Source organism: Luteitalea sp. (assembly GCF_022842525.1).
Taxonomy (GTDB): domain Bacteria; phylum Acidobacteriota; class Vicinamibacteria; order Vicinamibacterales; family Vicinamibacteraceae; genus Luteitalea.
Window position 1 is genome coordinate 1 of the sequence record NZ_JALHPM010000065.1, and the last position, 14,368, is coordinate 14,368.

General features: G+C 68.7%; 12 protein-coding genes. 3 read left to right on the forward strand and 9 right to left on the reverse strand.

Annotation, left to right across the window (positions count from 1 at the left end):
* The coding region (locus Q0C41_RS14345) for a hypothetical protein (RefSeq protein ID WP_291984490.1) at positions 1–222 on the forward strand (222 nt) is incomplete at its 5' end.
* Positions 223–456: 234 nt separating this feature from the next.
* Here the strand turns inward: Q0C41_RS14345 and Q0C41_RS14350 are convergent.
* From Q0C41_RS14350 to Q0C41_RS14385, 8 genes are all read right to left on the reverse strand, one after another.
* Positions 457–876 (reverse strand): hypothetical protein, encoded by a 420-nt coding sequence (locus Q0C41_RS14350; RefSeq protein ID WP_291984492.1) that lies wholly within the window; start codon positions 874–876, stop codon positions 457–459.
* 151 nt (positions 877–1,027) lie between these two features.
* Positions 1,028–1,594, reverse strand: a complete 567-nt coding sequence (locus Q0C41_RS14355; RefSeq protein WP_291984494.1) for an RNA polymerase sigma factor — start codon at positions 1,592–1,594, stop codon at positions 1,028–1,030.
* 155 nt (positions 1,595–1,749) lie between these two features.
* Positions 1,750–2,364: a hypothetical protein gene (locus Q0C41_RS14360; RefSeq protein ID WP_291984496.1), complete on the reverse strand. Its 615-nt coding sequence runs from the start codon at positions 2,362–2,364 to the stop codon at positions 1,750–1,752.
* A gap of 75 nt (positions 2,365–2,439) precedes the next feature.
* Positions 2,440–5,088 carry an ABC transporter permease gene (locus Q0C41_RS14365; RefSeq protein ID WP_291984498.1) on the reverse strand — a complete coding sequence of 883 codons (2,649 nt, stop codon included), beginning with the start codon at positions 5,086–5,088 and terminating at the stop codon, positions 2,440–2,442.
* 11 nt (positions 5,089–5,099) lie between these two features.
* Positions 5,100–6,815, reverse strand: a complete 1,716-nt coding sequence (locus Q0C41_RS14370; protein ID WP_291984500.1) for a hypothetical protein — start codon at positions 6,813–6,815, stop codon at positions 5,100–5,102.
* On the reverse strand, positions 6,812–7,576 hold the full coding sequence (locus Q0C41_RS14375; RefSeq protein ID WP_291984502.1) for an ABC transporter ATP-binding protein: 765 nt from the start codon (positions 7,574–7,576) through the stop codon (positions 6,812–6,814). Before Q0C41_RS14375 ends, Q0C41_RS14370 begins: the two co-directional genes overlap by 4 nt.
* A gap of 10 nt (positions 7,577–7,586) precedes the next feature.
* Positions 7,587–10,223, reverse strand: coding sequence for an ABC transporter permease (locus Q0C41_RS14380; protein WP_291984504.1), 2,637 nt, complete (start codon positions 10,221–10,223; stop codon positions 7,587–7,589).
* Entirely contained in the window at positions 10,220–10,555 is a 336-nt protein-coding gene (locus Q0C41_RS14385; RefSeq protein ID WP_291984506.1) for a PadR family transcriptional regulator, read from the reverse strand. The genes Q0C41_RS14380 and Q0C41_RS14385 overlap by 4 nt, the downstream gene beginning before the upstream one ends.
* 204 nt (positions 10,556–10,759) lie before the next feature.
* Here Q0C41_RS14385 and Q0C41_RS14390 point away from each other — a divergent pair, with 204 nt between their 5' ends.
* Both Q0C41_RS14390 and Q0C41_RS14395 read left to right on the forward strand, forming a co-directional pair.
* Positions 10,760–11,089 carry a PadR family transcriptional regulator gene (locus tag Q0C41_RS14390; RefSeq protein WP_291984508.1) on the forward strand — a complete coding sequence of 110 codons (330 nt, stop codon included), beginning with the start codon at positions 10,760–10,762 and terminating at the stop codon, positions 11,087–11,089.
* Positions 11,090–11,136: 47 nt separating this feature from the next.
* Positions 11,137–11,709 carry a hypothetical protein gene (locus Q0C41_RS14395; protein ID WP_291984510.1) on the forward strand — a complete coding sequence of 191 codons (573 nt, stop codon included), beginning with the start codon at positions 11,137–11,139 and terminating at the stop codon, positions 11,707–11,709.
* 44 nt (positions 11,710–11,753) lie between these two features.
* Here the strand turns inward: Q0C41_RS14395 and Q0C41_RS14400 are convergent, their stop codons facing one another.
* Positions 11,754–14,237, reverse strand: coding sequence for an ADOP family duplicated permease (locus Q0C41_RS14400; protein WP_291984512.1), 2,484 nt, complete (start codon positions 14,235–14,237; stop codon positions 11,754–11,756).
* Between the last annotated feature and the right edge of the window lie 131 nt (positions 14,238–14,368).

Below are 14,368 nucleotides of genomic sequence, written 5' to 3' on the forward strand. Positions count from 1 at the left end.
ACGGTCATGCGGCTCGTCCCCGGCATGAGCCCGTTCGCCGCCCAGGACGTCGAGCCTGCCGTGTCCGTCGGCAGTCAGAACGTTCGGACCCGCCTGCTTGGCGACATCGATCGCGTGCGGCCCCATCTGACGGCAATCGAGGCGCGCCAGTGGCTCGAGGAGGCGCTGCCCGCCTGCGAGGCCTGGATGAACCGCCTGCAGGCGCTGTTCCCGGCGCGTTGAGGCTCCGCGGTAGGGACCGCGTGTTGCCGCTCACCGACAACTGATCACGTCGCTCGGCGTCACACTGGCCAGACTGCAGGCTACGCCTGTCGCCCATATGGCCGCATTCGAAGCCCTGAGACTAGGGTAAGTGGTCAGTGCTCGGCGAGTAGAACCGCCCGGCCTTGGCCGGAACTCCTCGAGCGGTAACACGCTGAGTAGCCACTTCGCATACGGGGGGATGCAGCCTCTGTCTCAGCGGCGGCTCACGCCTTCCGCGATTCGGTGTGCCTCGGCCTCTGTCAACTGCCCCGTGATGACGGCAGCCTCGCCAATCGGTGACCGCACGATAGGCGCCATCGCCACGCGGCCGTCTAACAGAATCGCCACCGGCCGGCCGATGTGGGCGCCGGTCGCCTGGCGCAGGCGCTCGGCGGCACTCGGGAGCAGCTGCACTTCCACGGTAAACCCCGGTGTCCCGCCGATTGCGACCGCGCTGGCCACATCCCCGTTACTCACCACCGCTTCCGGATGGAGATAGATCACTTCACCGGTGTTCTCGACCTGCGCCACGACCAGTCCAGGCGCGGAACGTTCCTCCGCCAGCCGCACCTCGAATCGCACCTGCGCGGCAACCGGTGTAGTCAGGCGAACGCCGGACACGTAGGCGACCACGAGGGCGATCGTCGCGGCCGCCACCAGTGCAGCGACCCGAGAGAGCGCTGCCCGTCGCGACGGTCGAGCCACGGCCGGGCTCGCCGTAGTGATGGCCGCCCGAAGGCGCTCTCGCTGGGCGACAAGGCGAGAGGCTTCATGACGGATCGGGTCAGCGTCCTGCAACAGCTGGGTCAGGTTGTTCATGTGAAGCTCCTGTCTGACGAATGCGCTTGGCCAGTTCACGGCGGCCGCGAGCGAGGTGCCAGCGAACGGTGATGGTGGTGATACCGAGCAGAGAGGCGATCGCGGAGGCCGGCATGGCTTCGAGCTCGTGCAAGACCACGACCGCCCGCCGCCTCGGCGACAGAGCATCGAGCGCGCGCCATACCGTCATGCGCCGCATGTACGAAGTCTCCGGGTTTGGAATCTCCGCGACGGGCGGTCCCGAGCGTTCCGCCTCCCTCCGCCGGACCGACTCCTTGCGCCACTGGTCGCGACGTACGTTGACGAGCACACGCACGAGCCACGCCTCTTCGGCGCTCAGACCGTGAGGTACCGGCTGCGGCGATTTGGCGAGTCGCACGAACACGTCCTGCACGAGGTCGAGCGCGTCGTCAGCGCTCGGGGCGAGCCGGCGCGCGAGGCGGTACAGCCGGTCCCCGTGAGCGTCGAAGAGCGTCGCGAGCCGCTCATTTTGCGCGGTCGTGGCGGTCGGCGCCCCTTCGGCCTCGTGCATACCCTGTTAAACGTCCGAGGCGATGGAATTGTTGGTCCGATCCCAAAGCGATGAAGACGAGACAGCTGGGCGCCTCTTGGGCGGAACGGCTCAGCGCGACTCTCGCCGGTCTCACCGCGCAAGTGATTGCGAGATGGCGAGGCGGGCCAGCCTGCCTACTTCCGGAACATTCGGATGTCCCTCGTCGCGGTCCACGTGCCGTTCGCGTCTCGAACGACGGGGCGGATCGCGATCACCTCGGCTGACGCCCTGTAATACGGGGTATTGCGGAGCGCGTCCGTGACCTCCGGCCGACCGGCCGCGCGCCTCGCGGCAAGGATCGGGTCATCCTGAAACCACAGGTCGACGATGCGTGCCTTGTAGCCCATCGCTTTGACGATGTAGTGCACGTGGGCCGCGTTTCCGTCGTAGCTGCCCGGTCGGATCGTCTCGTAACTGTAGCGCCCTTCCGGATCCGTGCGGAGCAACGCGTAGAGCCTGGGATTGAGTTCCGCGTCATTGCCTGTCACACCTGGAGCGTATGCGCCATTCCTATCCGTTTGGAACACGAACAACGACGCCCCTGCCACGGGCTGAGATCCGAACAGTACTCGGCCGCTCACGACGAGGCGTTCGCCCGGTTCCTCGCGAGCCGCGAGCATCGCCGTCGACGGTGCCTCGGCCGGCGCGGTGTAGCGGTCGGCCAGATACGGCGATGGAACGAGTTCATCCTCCTGGCCAGGCAGGTGACTGATCAGGGCGGCCGCGAGCAGCCACGTAACCACGCGCATGGGCGGATACTGGCAGGCTCCAGCAGTCGCGTCAACACGGGTCGGCGTCAGGCCTGAGCCAGTGCCACGCGTGACCTACTCCTCTCGCAGCAGGTTCGCTGGCGAGACGCCGATCGCTCTGCGGACAGGCAACGCGCAACCGAGGACGACGACGAGGACCAGCACGCCAAGCGCCATGGCCAGCACGAGGGGGTCGGCCACGCGAAACGCCTTCTGAGGCACTGGCGAAAACGCGCGATCCCACGCGACGGCGCCGGCCACGCCGACCACGAGGCCGATGCCCATCGCCGCACGCACATGCCCCGTCACCAGTGCTACCAACGCTGGTGCTCGGGCACCGAGGACGACCCTGAGCCCGAACTCGCGGCGCCGCTGCGCTGCACGATGCGCCACGACGGCGTAGAGGCCGACCGTGGCCAGGATGAACGTGGCCAGACACACCACAAGCGCCAGCCTGGCGCTAATCCGACCGGCCCACGTCAAGTCGCGCGTTGCGGCTGCCAGGGTGCGCGGGTTCGAGAGCGGGATGGCCGGGTCGATCTGTCGCAGCGCTTCCCGCGCGGGCGCGGCCAGCCGTCCTGCGTTCGCGGCGGACCGCACCATCAGCCACGCTGTCGCGGACGGTGCACCACCCATCGGCAAGTACGCGAGGGGCTGCACCTCGGGCACAGGGCGTTGGCGAACATCCGCCACAACGCCGACGACCGTCCGCCACTCCGGCGCCATCGTGGCCGCGCCTTCTGGCACCACCGCGATGCGCTGCCCCACGGGTTCCACGCCCGGGAAATACAGACTCGCCAGGCGCTCGTTGATGACAACGGTCGCGGCCTCTGAACGCGCGTCCGCGACATCGTAAGACCGTCCTCGGGTGACGGGCAATCCCAGGGTCTCGAAGTAGCCCGGGGCAACGTCGAGCGCGCCAATCTGTGGTTCTTCCGCTCCAGCTCCAGCCGGTCTATCGGCGATGCGAAGCCGCCGCCCAAACGCGCCACCGAGCGGAAGGTGACTGCTCAACGTCACCATCGTCACGCCGGGCAGCGCGGCCATCCGCTCGAGCACGTGGGCGAGGAACTGGCGCCGCCGTTCGGCCGACGCCTCGCCGTTGACGGGGAGTGTCAACGCACCCGTGAACACGTCGGTGTCGTCGAGCAGGTGGTTCGTGGGTACGTCGTGCGCGAGCGAGTTCACCGTCGCGGCCCCGACCTGTGTCAGCAACACGACCGCGAGGGCGAGTTCCGCAGCGAGGAACGCCGTCGACGCCCATCCCCGGCTCCGTCGCCCAGTCTCGGCCCGGCCTCCGTCCTTGAGGACCGACGCGGCATCGGCTCTGGACACCACGAACGCGGGAACCAACGCGCACGCGGCCACCGTCGCGATGGCCAGGGCCACAAGGATCATCACCACCACGCGGTCGAGCGAATAGTCGATCCAGTACGGCAGGATGTTGTCCGGCACCCCTGCTCGATAGGCCGCAAGTGCGACGCGAGAGACGAGCAGGCCGAGCGCGCTGGCGAGAGCACCCATCAACGTGCTCTCCATGAGCAGCTGGCGGACGATGCGCCCTCGGCTCGCTCCAAGGGCCGTACGGATGGCCACTTCCCGTGCGCGCGCGGCGCCACGCGTGAGCAGCAGATTGCCGACGTTGGCGCTGGCCACCGCGACCACGATCAAGCCCGCCAGCATGAACGGCAGCCAGCCTTGGATTGGACCGTTATAGCGCTCGTTGATGGGCACGACCACCGCTCTTACTCCACGGTTCGATGTCGGGTACGACGCCTCCCATCTGGTACTCGCCGCCCCGACCGCTGCTGCCGCATCCGTCACTTCAACGCCATCCGCGAGCCGCCCGAACACGCGCAGACTGCGTGCGTCCCTGGCGGCGTCCACGATGCCAGGTTGATGCGCCAGCGGGAGGAAGACCGCGGCCGGACTCGGGAAGCCGGAGGCATCAGACACGACACCGACGACGGTCGTCGCCTGACCGCCCACGAGCACCGTGCGTCCCAGCACGTCTGGACTCGTCCCATAGCGGTCGCGCCAAACGCGCTCAGTCAGTACCAGCACCGGCACGCTGCCGACACGATCATCGGCGGCGGTAATCAGGCGGCCATGCACGGGGGTCGCCCCGGCGACCTCAAAGCCGCCGGCCGATGCGTAGGCCGCGTCGATGCGATCGGGGACGTCGCCTTCGCCCCCGAGGGTGACCTGTGTATTCGAGAACGCCGCCAGATCGCTGAACGTGGGCAGCGCCTGGAGGTCGCGAAACTCCTGAAACGACAACCCCTGAAGCGGGCCCTGCCGGGTCGCCGTGGACACGAACATCACGCGGTCCACTGCTGGGATCGGCAGCCCCCGCATCGTGTGGGCATAGGTCAGCGTCAGGAACAAATGACTCACGCCGACACCGAGCGCGAGCACCCCGACCACCGCGGCAGAGAAACGCATGTCGCGGCTGATCTGGCGAGCCGCACACCACGTGTCTTCCGTGAGCCGGGTCAACCACGGCCAGCCCCGCTGGTCCCGATAGCTGGCGATCACCTGGTCGACCCCACCGAAGCTCTTCCGGGCCGCCAGTTCCGCCTGCGCCAAGGACAGACCTCGGCGCAGGTGTTCTTCGGTGAGGAGGTCGAGGTGCTGCTGCACCTCCTCGAAGACGCGCCGATCGCGACGTCCGCGGAAGACGACGTCAAGCACACGCGAGAACAGGACCACCATCCGGCGCATGGGCTCCCCACTCAGAGGCTGGCTTCCGACAACTTGAGTTGCGTGACCGCGTGATCGTCTGGTGCGTCGAATGTCGCCAGTTCGGATCGTGACCGGTGGCGACCGGTTACCGCGACGAATACGGCCGCGAGGAGGAGTGAGACGACATAGGCGGCCGCCCGCGACGGCGTGGCCAATGCCCACAGCTGAAGACCATCGAAGCGGAACGCCACGAAGTAGATCAGCCCGATGGCGAGCGCCACACCAACCTTCAACGACGACGTCGAGAGCGCGCGAGACTTCGTGAACGGCACAGATTCGTGGCCCTGCAGCGCCACCTCTGTCAGCATCACGCCGGCTGCCAGGTGCATGGCGCCTAGCCGCAGGCCAACCCCTGTCCCCCATTGCCATCCGGCCACCGCCACGGCCAATCCCACCACGGGGAAGACAGCCACGGTGTAGAAGGCGAGGCGCGCAGCAGACCGGCTCTCGAGCACGCTCCTGGGGCCCACGATGCGAAAGGCCCAGTTGGCGGCCAGGTCCGTCGGCACCGCGAACGCGGCTCGCAGCCCCAGCACGAGGAAGAAGATCAGGACCAAGGGAATGACGACGAGGAACGCGGCTGGCTGGTCCACGGAGAGTCGACCGCGGACGCCCTGTGACAGCACCCGCACGCCCCCGAGTGCCACCCCGAGCGCGAGGTAACTCGCGACGATGAGTAGATGCCGGCGACTGCGCGTGAGGCTCAGTACCGCGAACGCGTAGCGGGCGCGGGCGCTGGGACGACGCAGGACGGCACCCGCCGCCAACAGCGGTGCCAACAGCCGCTGCGCCCCCTGGCCTCCGTCGCGCGCTTCGATCGCACGTCTCGCCGCCAACCGCGCGGGCAGCACGTAAACGGCCAGGGCGAGCGTCACACTTGCCGCCAGGGCGCCGCTGGCCCAGACGCCGAGGGGCGCCAGTACGGTGGCATAGGGACCGGCGAACCAGGCGTAGAGCCCCATGAACCAGACGGGCGGCAGCGGCACGCCAGTGCCTGCAGGCACCTGGCGCATCATGACGGCCAACAGCCCAGGCAAGAACATCAGACCCAGGAACGTGGCGAGCACCGACACGAACTGCAACGCCACGGCGATGCGGGAGGCCACCGTCGCGCCGAGCAGCCAGGCCGCGGCGCCTCGCATCACGAGCAGCGTGCTGAAGGCGCAGATGCCCGCGGTCACCGTCGCCACCATCTGCCCGAGGAAGATGCCAGGCACCCTGCCCACGGACGGGTCGACTGCGCCGCTGAGCGCAGTGAGGCTGGCGGCCGGAAGGTTGATCGCCACCAGCAGCACTGCCACCGTGGTCAGCGCCGCCGCCAACCGAGCCGCCGCCACGGTGCGACTTCGGACCGGCAGAACGCCCAGCACCTGTTGGTCGGTGCGGTCAGGGAACAACGCGTCCCATAGCAGCGCCCCGACCAACACAGCCACGAGCAGTGACCATGCGACGAAGAACAGGCGGTCGCTCACCACCGCGGTGTGGAGCACGTCCAAGCCCTGGCGCCGCAACCACGGATACCGGCTCGGCCAGATCATGGCCGCATAGAGTGGCGGCGTCGCCAGCAGCGCCGCGCCCCACAGGGCGAACTGCTCCGCATCCACATCGCGCGAGGCTAGGGCGGCATCGAGCAGACGACGGTACGACACACCCACCAGCAGGCGGAACTGGCGCGCCTCGGCCCGCCACGCCGCGGGCCGCCTCACAGCGTCCCCACTTCCGCAATGGCTCGACCCGTCGCATCCACGTTGTCGTCCACAGCCAACGTGGCGAAGACCGCCTCGAGAGACGGCGCCTTCGAGAGTTCGCGCAGACGTGCCACCGAATCCTGCGCGACGACGGTTCCGTGGTGCAGGATGATCACGTCGGTACAGATCTTCTCGACCATGTCGAGAACGTGCGAGCTGTAGACAACGGTCTTCCCCGCCTGTGCCAGCGTCCGCACGGCGCTGCGCAGCATCAAGGTCGACGCCACGTCGAGTCCGGAGTCCGGCTCGTCGAGAATCACGACCTGCGGGTCGTGCAGCAGTGCCGCGGAGATGAGCACCTTTTGCCGCATGCCTTTCGAGAACGACGACAGGGGCGAGTAGCGGTCGGTCTCGAGGCCGAAGAGTTCCAGGAAACGGTCAACGCGTCGCGCGACGACGGTCCCATCGAGGTCGCGAAGCCCGCCGACGAGCGTCAGATACTCGACCGCGGTGAGGTAGGCGTAGAGTCGCGGCTCTTCGGGGACGTAGCCGAGGAGCGCCTGATACGCCACGAGCTGCTGATGGATGTCCACGCCGTGCCAGCAGACGGTGCCCGCCGACGGACGCATCAGCCCGGTCAGCAAGTTGATCGTCGTCGACTTGCCGGACCCGTTCGGTCCCAGCAGGCCGATGACCCGGCCAGGCGTGGCGGTGAAGCTGAGCTCGCGGAGCGCCTGGACGCCGCCGTAGCTCTTGCGCAGTCCCTGGACCGTCAGCATGGCCGCCCCTTTAGTCGCAGCGCAATGACTGCACCGGATCAAGTGCCGCCACTCGGCGCGCGGGTAGGACCGCAGCCGCGACGGCAACGAAAGCAATGAGCGCGGCCGCCGGGAGCAGCATCGGCGTACCAACCTCAACGCCATCGAGCACCAGTGCCAGCAACGCCCGCGACGCGGCCCATCCGGCGGTCACGCCCAGTGCGAGGCCGAGCGCCACGGGGCCGAGGGTACCGCGCACGAAGAGCCGCACCACGTCCGGCACGGTGGCCCCGAGGGCCACTCGAACCCCAGCCTCTTTCACGCGTCTTCCGGCGGCGTAGGCGGTCACCGCGTAGATGCCGAGCGCGGCCAGGCATAGGGCCAAGGTGCCAAGGATGACGACGATGCCCCCAACGGTCCGCACGGTCCATCGAGAGATCTCGGACAGGCGGCCAAGTGTCTGCCAGGCGTAGAGGACCGACGCTGAGTCGAGGCTCACGAGCTCGTCCCGCAGGATGTCGGCCACTGGCACACCCTCGGCCGCACGCACCATGACGAAGACCGTCAACGGCAGATCCTGCGCGAGTGGCACGTACACCGTAGGTTCGGCCTCGGGACGGGGAGAATGGCGCAACGGCGGCACGACCCCAACGATGGTCGCCCAGGGCCCACGCGGGGATTCCGTGGCCGACGGTGCGAGTTGCACGAGCCGGCCCATCGCCGCGCCACCGAAGTGCCGCTCGGCGAAGACCGTGTTGACGATGACCACGGGTGCCGTGGCTGTCTTGTCGCCATCGGCGAACGTACGTCCGGCCACGAGGTTTACACCCGCGGTGGCGAAGTACGCGGCATCGATACCCACCACCCGGGCGGTGAGCGCATCGTCGATCTCGGCGCGACCACCGAGCGACATTCGGCGCGAGGGTGCCGGGGCAAAGGGTGGAGCTGTGGCGAACGACGCGGCCGCGATGTCGGGACGTCCCTGCAGGCGCTCGCTGAGCCGGCGCAGCATCGCCAGTCGCTGATCCCGGTGAACCAGCGCCGGCCCCGACATCCCGAGACGCGCCGTCACCACGCCGGTCGTGTCGACGACTTGGTCCGCTCGCCACAGGGCCAGGGCTCCGGTGAGGAGGTAGCCCGATGTCGACAGCAGTACCAGGGTGAGCGCGACCTTGGCGATGAGCAGCCCGCGGATCCAGCGTTGCGTCGGCCGGCCATCAGTGCCGCGCATGCGTCCGGGCACGCCGGCCAGAGCAGCGGTGGTGAGTCGGCGGGCCGGCGCCAGGCCGCCGAGTATCGTGGCCGTCAGCGTCGCCGCCAGCGCGATGGCGACGACCCGCCATTCGACCGTGAAGCGCACCCAGGGAGGTAGTCCGGCGCCCGACAGCTCGACGCTGAACCGCTGCAGGGCAAGCTTCGCCACAGCAAGTCCGAGCCCTCCAGCCACCACGGCGCACACGGCGCTTTCGGCGAGAAGCTGGGCCGTGAGTCGTGATCGCGAGGCACCGAGGGCCACCCGCATCACGACCTCGTCCATTCGGTAGGTCGACCGCGCGAAGAGAAGCGTCGCGGCCGTGGCGCAGCCAATGAGCAGGACCATCCCCGCGACCACGAGTAGCGCCAGCGGTACCGGATCGGTCGAGCGTCCCAGGAAGCGCTCTCGAAACGTCACGAGCGTCGGACGGACCCGAACCGTGGTCGTCGCCGCGTCTCGGGGCGATCGAGCCGCAATCGCGGTCAGTTCCGCGAGAGCAGCTTCCGGCCTCACACCAGGGCCAAGCCGGCCCACCGTCCCCAGCACGCGCCGATCTCGGGCACTCTCGCGAAGGCCCGTCTGGTGGACCAGCGGCCGCCACACGCCTCCGGTCAACGGGAACGACACCTCCGGTGGCATCACGCCAACGACCGTTGTGGGCACGCCGTCCAGCAGCACGCTCTGGCCGATCGCCCGCTCGACGCCGCCGAGCAGCGATTCGGCCGTGGCGCGGCCCACCAGCGCGACAGACGCCGCGCCAGGCAGGTCGTCCCCAGGCGTGAAGTCGCGTCCCCGCTCGGGTCGCAGTCCGAGCACGCCAAACAGGCCGTGGGACACGAACGCGCCCTGCACGCGCTCCGCTCCATGACCGTCGACCCCAAGGGTGAAGAACACTCCAGAGAAGGCGGCCAGGTCTTCGAACGAGCGAGCAGCCTCGTGCCACTCCTGGAAGTCGAGCCAGGAGACGTCGGCGCGCCGTCCTCGATCGTCAACCGTGCCCACTGATACGACTTCGTGTGGTTCAGGAAATGGCGGCTGTGACCAGGCAATGGCCGTCACCGCACCGACGACGGAGACGGACCCGCCAATGCCGATCGCGAGCGCCACGACGACCGCCGCCGAGAACCACGGTTCGGCCCAGAGGCGGCGCACCGCCAGTCGGAGATCGTGGGCCAGCGCCTCGAGCCACACCGGACGGTGTTGCTCGCGATGTGCCTCGGACATCTGGTCGAGGCCGCCGAAATCGCGCCGGGCTGCCAGCCGAGCCTCGTAGTCCGTGAGGCCGCGCGCACGATGTTCGCTGGCGAGCGCGTCGATGTGCGCGTGGGCCTCTTCGGTCAAACGTGCGTCTCTGGAACGCCCAGTGACCACGCCCACCCACCGTGCCACCAGCACCCGGAGCGCCGTGATCATGACTGCGACCCGAGCAGGCGGCCGACCATCGCGACGGTCCGCGTCCACAGATCGGCCTCCGCAGCGAGCTGCCGACGACCGCGAGCGGTGATGTTGTAGAACCGGGCACGTCGATTGTTTTCGCTCGTGCCCCACGCGCTCTTGATCCAGCCCTTCTGCTCGAGACGGAGAAGCGCGGGGTAGATCGTGCCCTGATTCAGCGCCAAGCCACCGTCGGTGACTTGCTCGATCCGCCGCGCGATGCCGTAACCGTGGAGCGGTCCGAGCCCCTCGAGGGTCTTCAGCACCATGAGATCGAGAGTGCCGTATGGAACTTCAGCGGATGGGCTCACGGGCGCACTCCTGTTGAATTGCAACAGGAGTATCTGCAGCCTCCTGTCGAAAGTCAACAGGCGACGCCCGCGCCCTGCCAGGCCTGGAACCGCGGCGCAGACCGAACCTGAGGTCACGCGCGCGTCGGCGCGCACTCCACATCCCGAGGCACATCAGTTGGGCATTGACCGTTGGTGCTTTATTTGTTCTATATTGTAGTTGTAATGGCGGGCGACTACCTCGGCGAATTCGAACACTTGGTGCTGCTGGCGCTGCTCCGCCTCGGCGACGACGCCTACGGCGTCACCGTGAGACAGGAGATTGCGCTCCGGACGGGGCGGGACGTGTCGGTGGGCGCGATCTACGCGACCTTGGGGCGCCTGGAAACGAAAGGCTTCGTCCGATCGCGTGTTGGCGCTCCCACGGCGGAGCGAGGCGGTCGGGCGAAGCGGCACTTCCGCGTCACGGCCAAGGGGATCGCTATCGTCGAGCGCACGCACGACGCGCTGCGCCGCATGGCAGATGGACTCTCGCTGAAAGGCAGCCTCGCATGATGTGGTGCATCGCTCTGTTCACGACCCCGGCCGACGCTGACGCCATCGTGGGCGACCTCCACGAGGAACGACTCGCCATCGCCAGCCGTGACGGTGCGCGCGTCGCCAGGTGGTGGTATTGGCGTCAGGTACTACGCACGGTCGCGCAGCTGGCCATCGCACCGATCCGCGAGGCGCCGTTCACCTTCTCGCTTGTCGGGATCGTCGGACTCGTACTGCTCCTGCCTCTGACCTGGGGTGCCTTCTGGCTCGGGGGACAGATTGTGGTGCGAGTGCCGATGTACCAGTACGTGCCGGCCACGGTCTTCTGGCGGGGCGTGACTCTGCTCCCGTGCCTTTCCATGGGCGCCCTGATAGGTGTCGCGATGGGTTCGCGCGCCATGAGCGGCGCACTGGCCGTCTGCGCGGCGATGACCGTACACGCGGCAGTGATCAATCCGATGCTTCTGATGGCCACGATGCCGCCGGAACGGGTGCCTGGGGCGCTCGACTACCTGGCACGCACACTGCCGGTGTTCTCGATGTTCGTGCTTGCCTTGCTAACCGCCACCGCGGCCGGGGTCGCCCTCCGCCAACGAGGAGCGGTGCGCCGAGCCACGCGCGCCAAATCGGCCTCGTAGCGCTGAGGTCAACGGCCCACTGCTGTTCGTCGAGGGCGCATCTCCTACTCCGCTCGCAGACTCTCGGCGGGATTGACGCTCGCCGCGCGCCGCGCTGGTACACCCGCGGCGCCGATCGTCACGATCGCGATGACGATGGCAGCGCCGACGAAGGCACCTGGCTCGTGCGGCTGGACGCCAAACAACATCCCCCGGAGCCACGTCGCCAGGCCCGCGGCGACAGCGAGACCCGCCACCGTCCCGGCGGCCGTCCGCCACGCGGCTTCCGCGACGAACTCCCCCACCACCCGTGCCGGCGTCGCGCCCAGCGAGAGCCGAATGCCTGTCTCGTGGCGCCGCTGGGCCACGACGTAGGCCACGACACCGGCGATGCCCGCAGAGGCGATCAGCAGCGCGGCAATAGCGAACACCGTCGTGAGTGCGGCATACAAGCGCGGCCGGGCGCGGACGCTGCCAACGATGTCGTCCATCGTGGCCACATCGATGACCGTCGCGTCGGCGTCCACCGCGTGAACCGCCGAGCGGATGGCCACTAGCGCGTCGAGGCCAGGCCGTTGAGTCTTCACCACGACGTACGGCCCCCGACCTGGCATGCCGGGCAAGGCGGGCCGCTGCCGGGCATCGAAGTACGCCGCCGGGCGCTCGGGCTCGCCGAGCCCGAACCGCACGAAGTTCTGGACGACGCCGACGACCTCCCAGGGTTCACTGCCGGCACCGAAATACAGACGCCGGCCCACCGGGACGTTCCCAAGCAGGCCAGACCGGACGAGGGCCTCGTTCACGACCACGACCCGCGAAGCGCGGGCATCGTCGGTGGCCGCGAGGCCTCGTCCATCGACGATGCGGAGGCCCATGACGTGGAACCACTCGTGGTGGACCCAGTCGTTGACCGTGCGCGTGGCAAGCGGTCCCTCCTCCACCTCCCCGCCTGGCACGGCCGGGGCCGTCGAGGCGATCGCGCCGGCCACCGACCGCACGAACGGGAGTTGCGACGAATTCGCGGCGGCCTCGACGCCTGCCCCGCTACCGAGCGCGTCGATGACGCGGTGATTGAACGCTTCGAGCGACTCGCGGCTGTACCGTCCCGCCGGAAACGCGATGCGAAACGTCAGCAGGCGGTCGGTCTCGAACCCAAGGTCGGCGCGCAGGACGTGGACGAAGCTGGTCATCACCTGGATGCCACTGACGAGCAGCGCGGTAGACAGGGCGACTTGCGCCATCACCAAGAGTCCCAGTGCCGCGAACCGCCGACTCCCAGCCCCGGCGACGCGCGGCGACGCCCACGACGTGAGCGCTGCCGACATGCGGGTGAGACGGAGCGCGGGCCACAGGCCGGCGACGAGCGCACTGACCACGGCCAGGCCGAGGACGATGGCCAGCGTCCCGGCGTCGATGTGCACCTCCTCGAGCCGTGGCAGGCGCGACGCGAGACTGAAGTCGCGACGCTCCAGGGTGACGCCGAGGACGGTGATGCCGCGTACTGCGGCTGCCGTCAGCGCCAGGCCGGCGGCGCCACCGCCCATCGCAAGGACGAGACTCTCGGTCACGAGCTGACGCACGATCCGCCCTGGACTCGCGCCCAGGGCGACCCGCGTCGCGATCTCGCGCTGTCGAGCGGTGCCGCGGGCGAGCAACAGGGTCGCGATGTTGACGCACGCCAGTAGCAAGACAAGCGCCGCCATCACGGTCAGGAGGACCAGGGCCGGGCGCACGGGCGCGACCATGTCTTCCTTCCACGTCACGAGTTCGAACGGCAATCGCTCGCCCGCGGCGCGGTAATCGTCGACTGATGGGAATCCGCGGAGGTCCTGCAGGGCTGCGCTGACGGCGGCCGACGCCTCCGACAGTGGCACGCCGGGGGCGAGTGCCCCGTAGAGCGCGAAGCGTTGCGAGCGACCCGGCAGCCGCGTGGGCCGGAATGGCATCCACGCATCGGTCAGCGCATCGGGGAAGCCGAAGCCGGGCGGCATGACGCCGATTACCGTGACGGGCTGGCCATCAATCTCTACGATTTGACCAAGCGCGTCCGTGGCACCCAGGAAGATGCGCTGCCACACGCGGTGGCTCAGCACGACGACTGTCGCTGGACCACCCGCTTCTTCGCTGGGGCCGAAGTCCCGCCCGAGGGCCGGCGCCGCACCCAGCATGCCGAAGAACGAGGCGGACATGCGGGTCACGGAGAGCGGCTCAGCGTCGCCACGACCCGTGAGTGTGGCGGTGGCTGACGTGTAGACCCCAAGGTGGGACAGCGTCGTGATGGTGTCGCGCAGGTCGGCGAACTCCTCGGGCTCAACGGCGACCTGCGCCTGGCCACCGTCGGTCGCTCCGGCCGACGGCGCCTCCACGACCCGCACGAGTCGATCGGCGTTGGGAAACGGCAGCGGCCGAAGCAGAACCGCGTTCGCCACGGTGAGTACTGCGGTCGTGATGCCGATGCCAAGGGCAAAGGTCAGCGTCGCGGCAGCGGTGAACCCTGGGGCGCGCCGACAGTGGCGCCACGCGTACGCCACATCGCGGAGTGCGTCCATCGGCGCACAGTAGCGGCGGCAGCGGCCGTGGTCAACCGGGAATCGGACGCGCCGGCGTAAGGTCTGCGGCAGCCGGCTGCCGAGTCGGCCCACTTTCCCGTGGACATCCCACAGCGCGATCCGCTATTCCT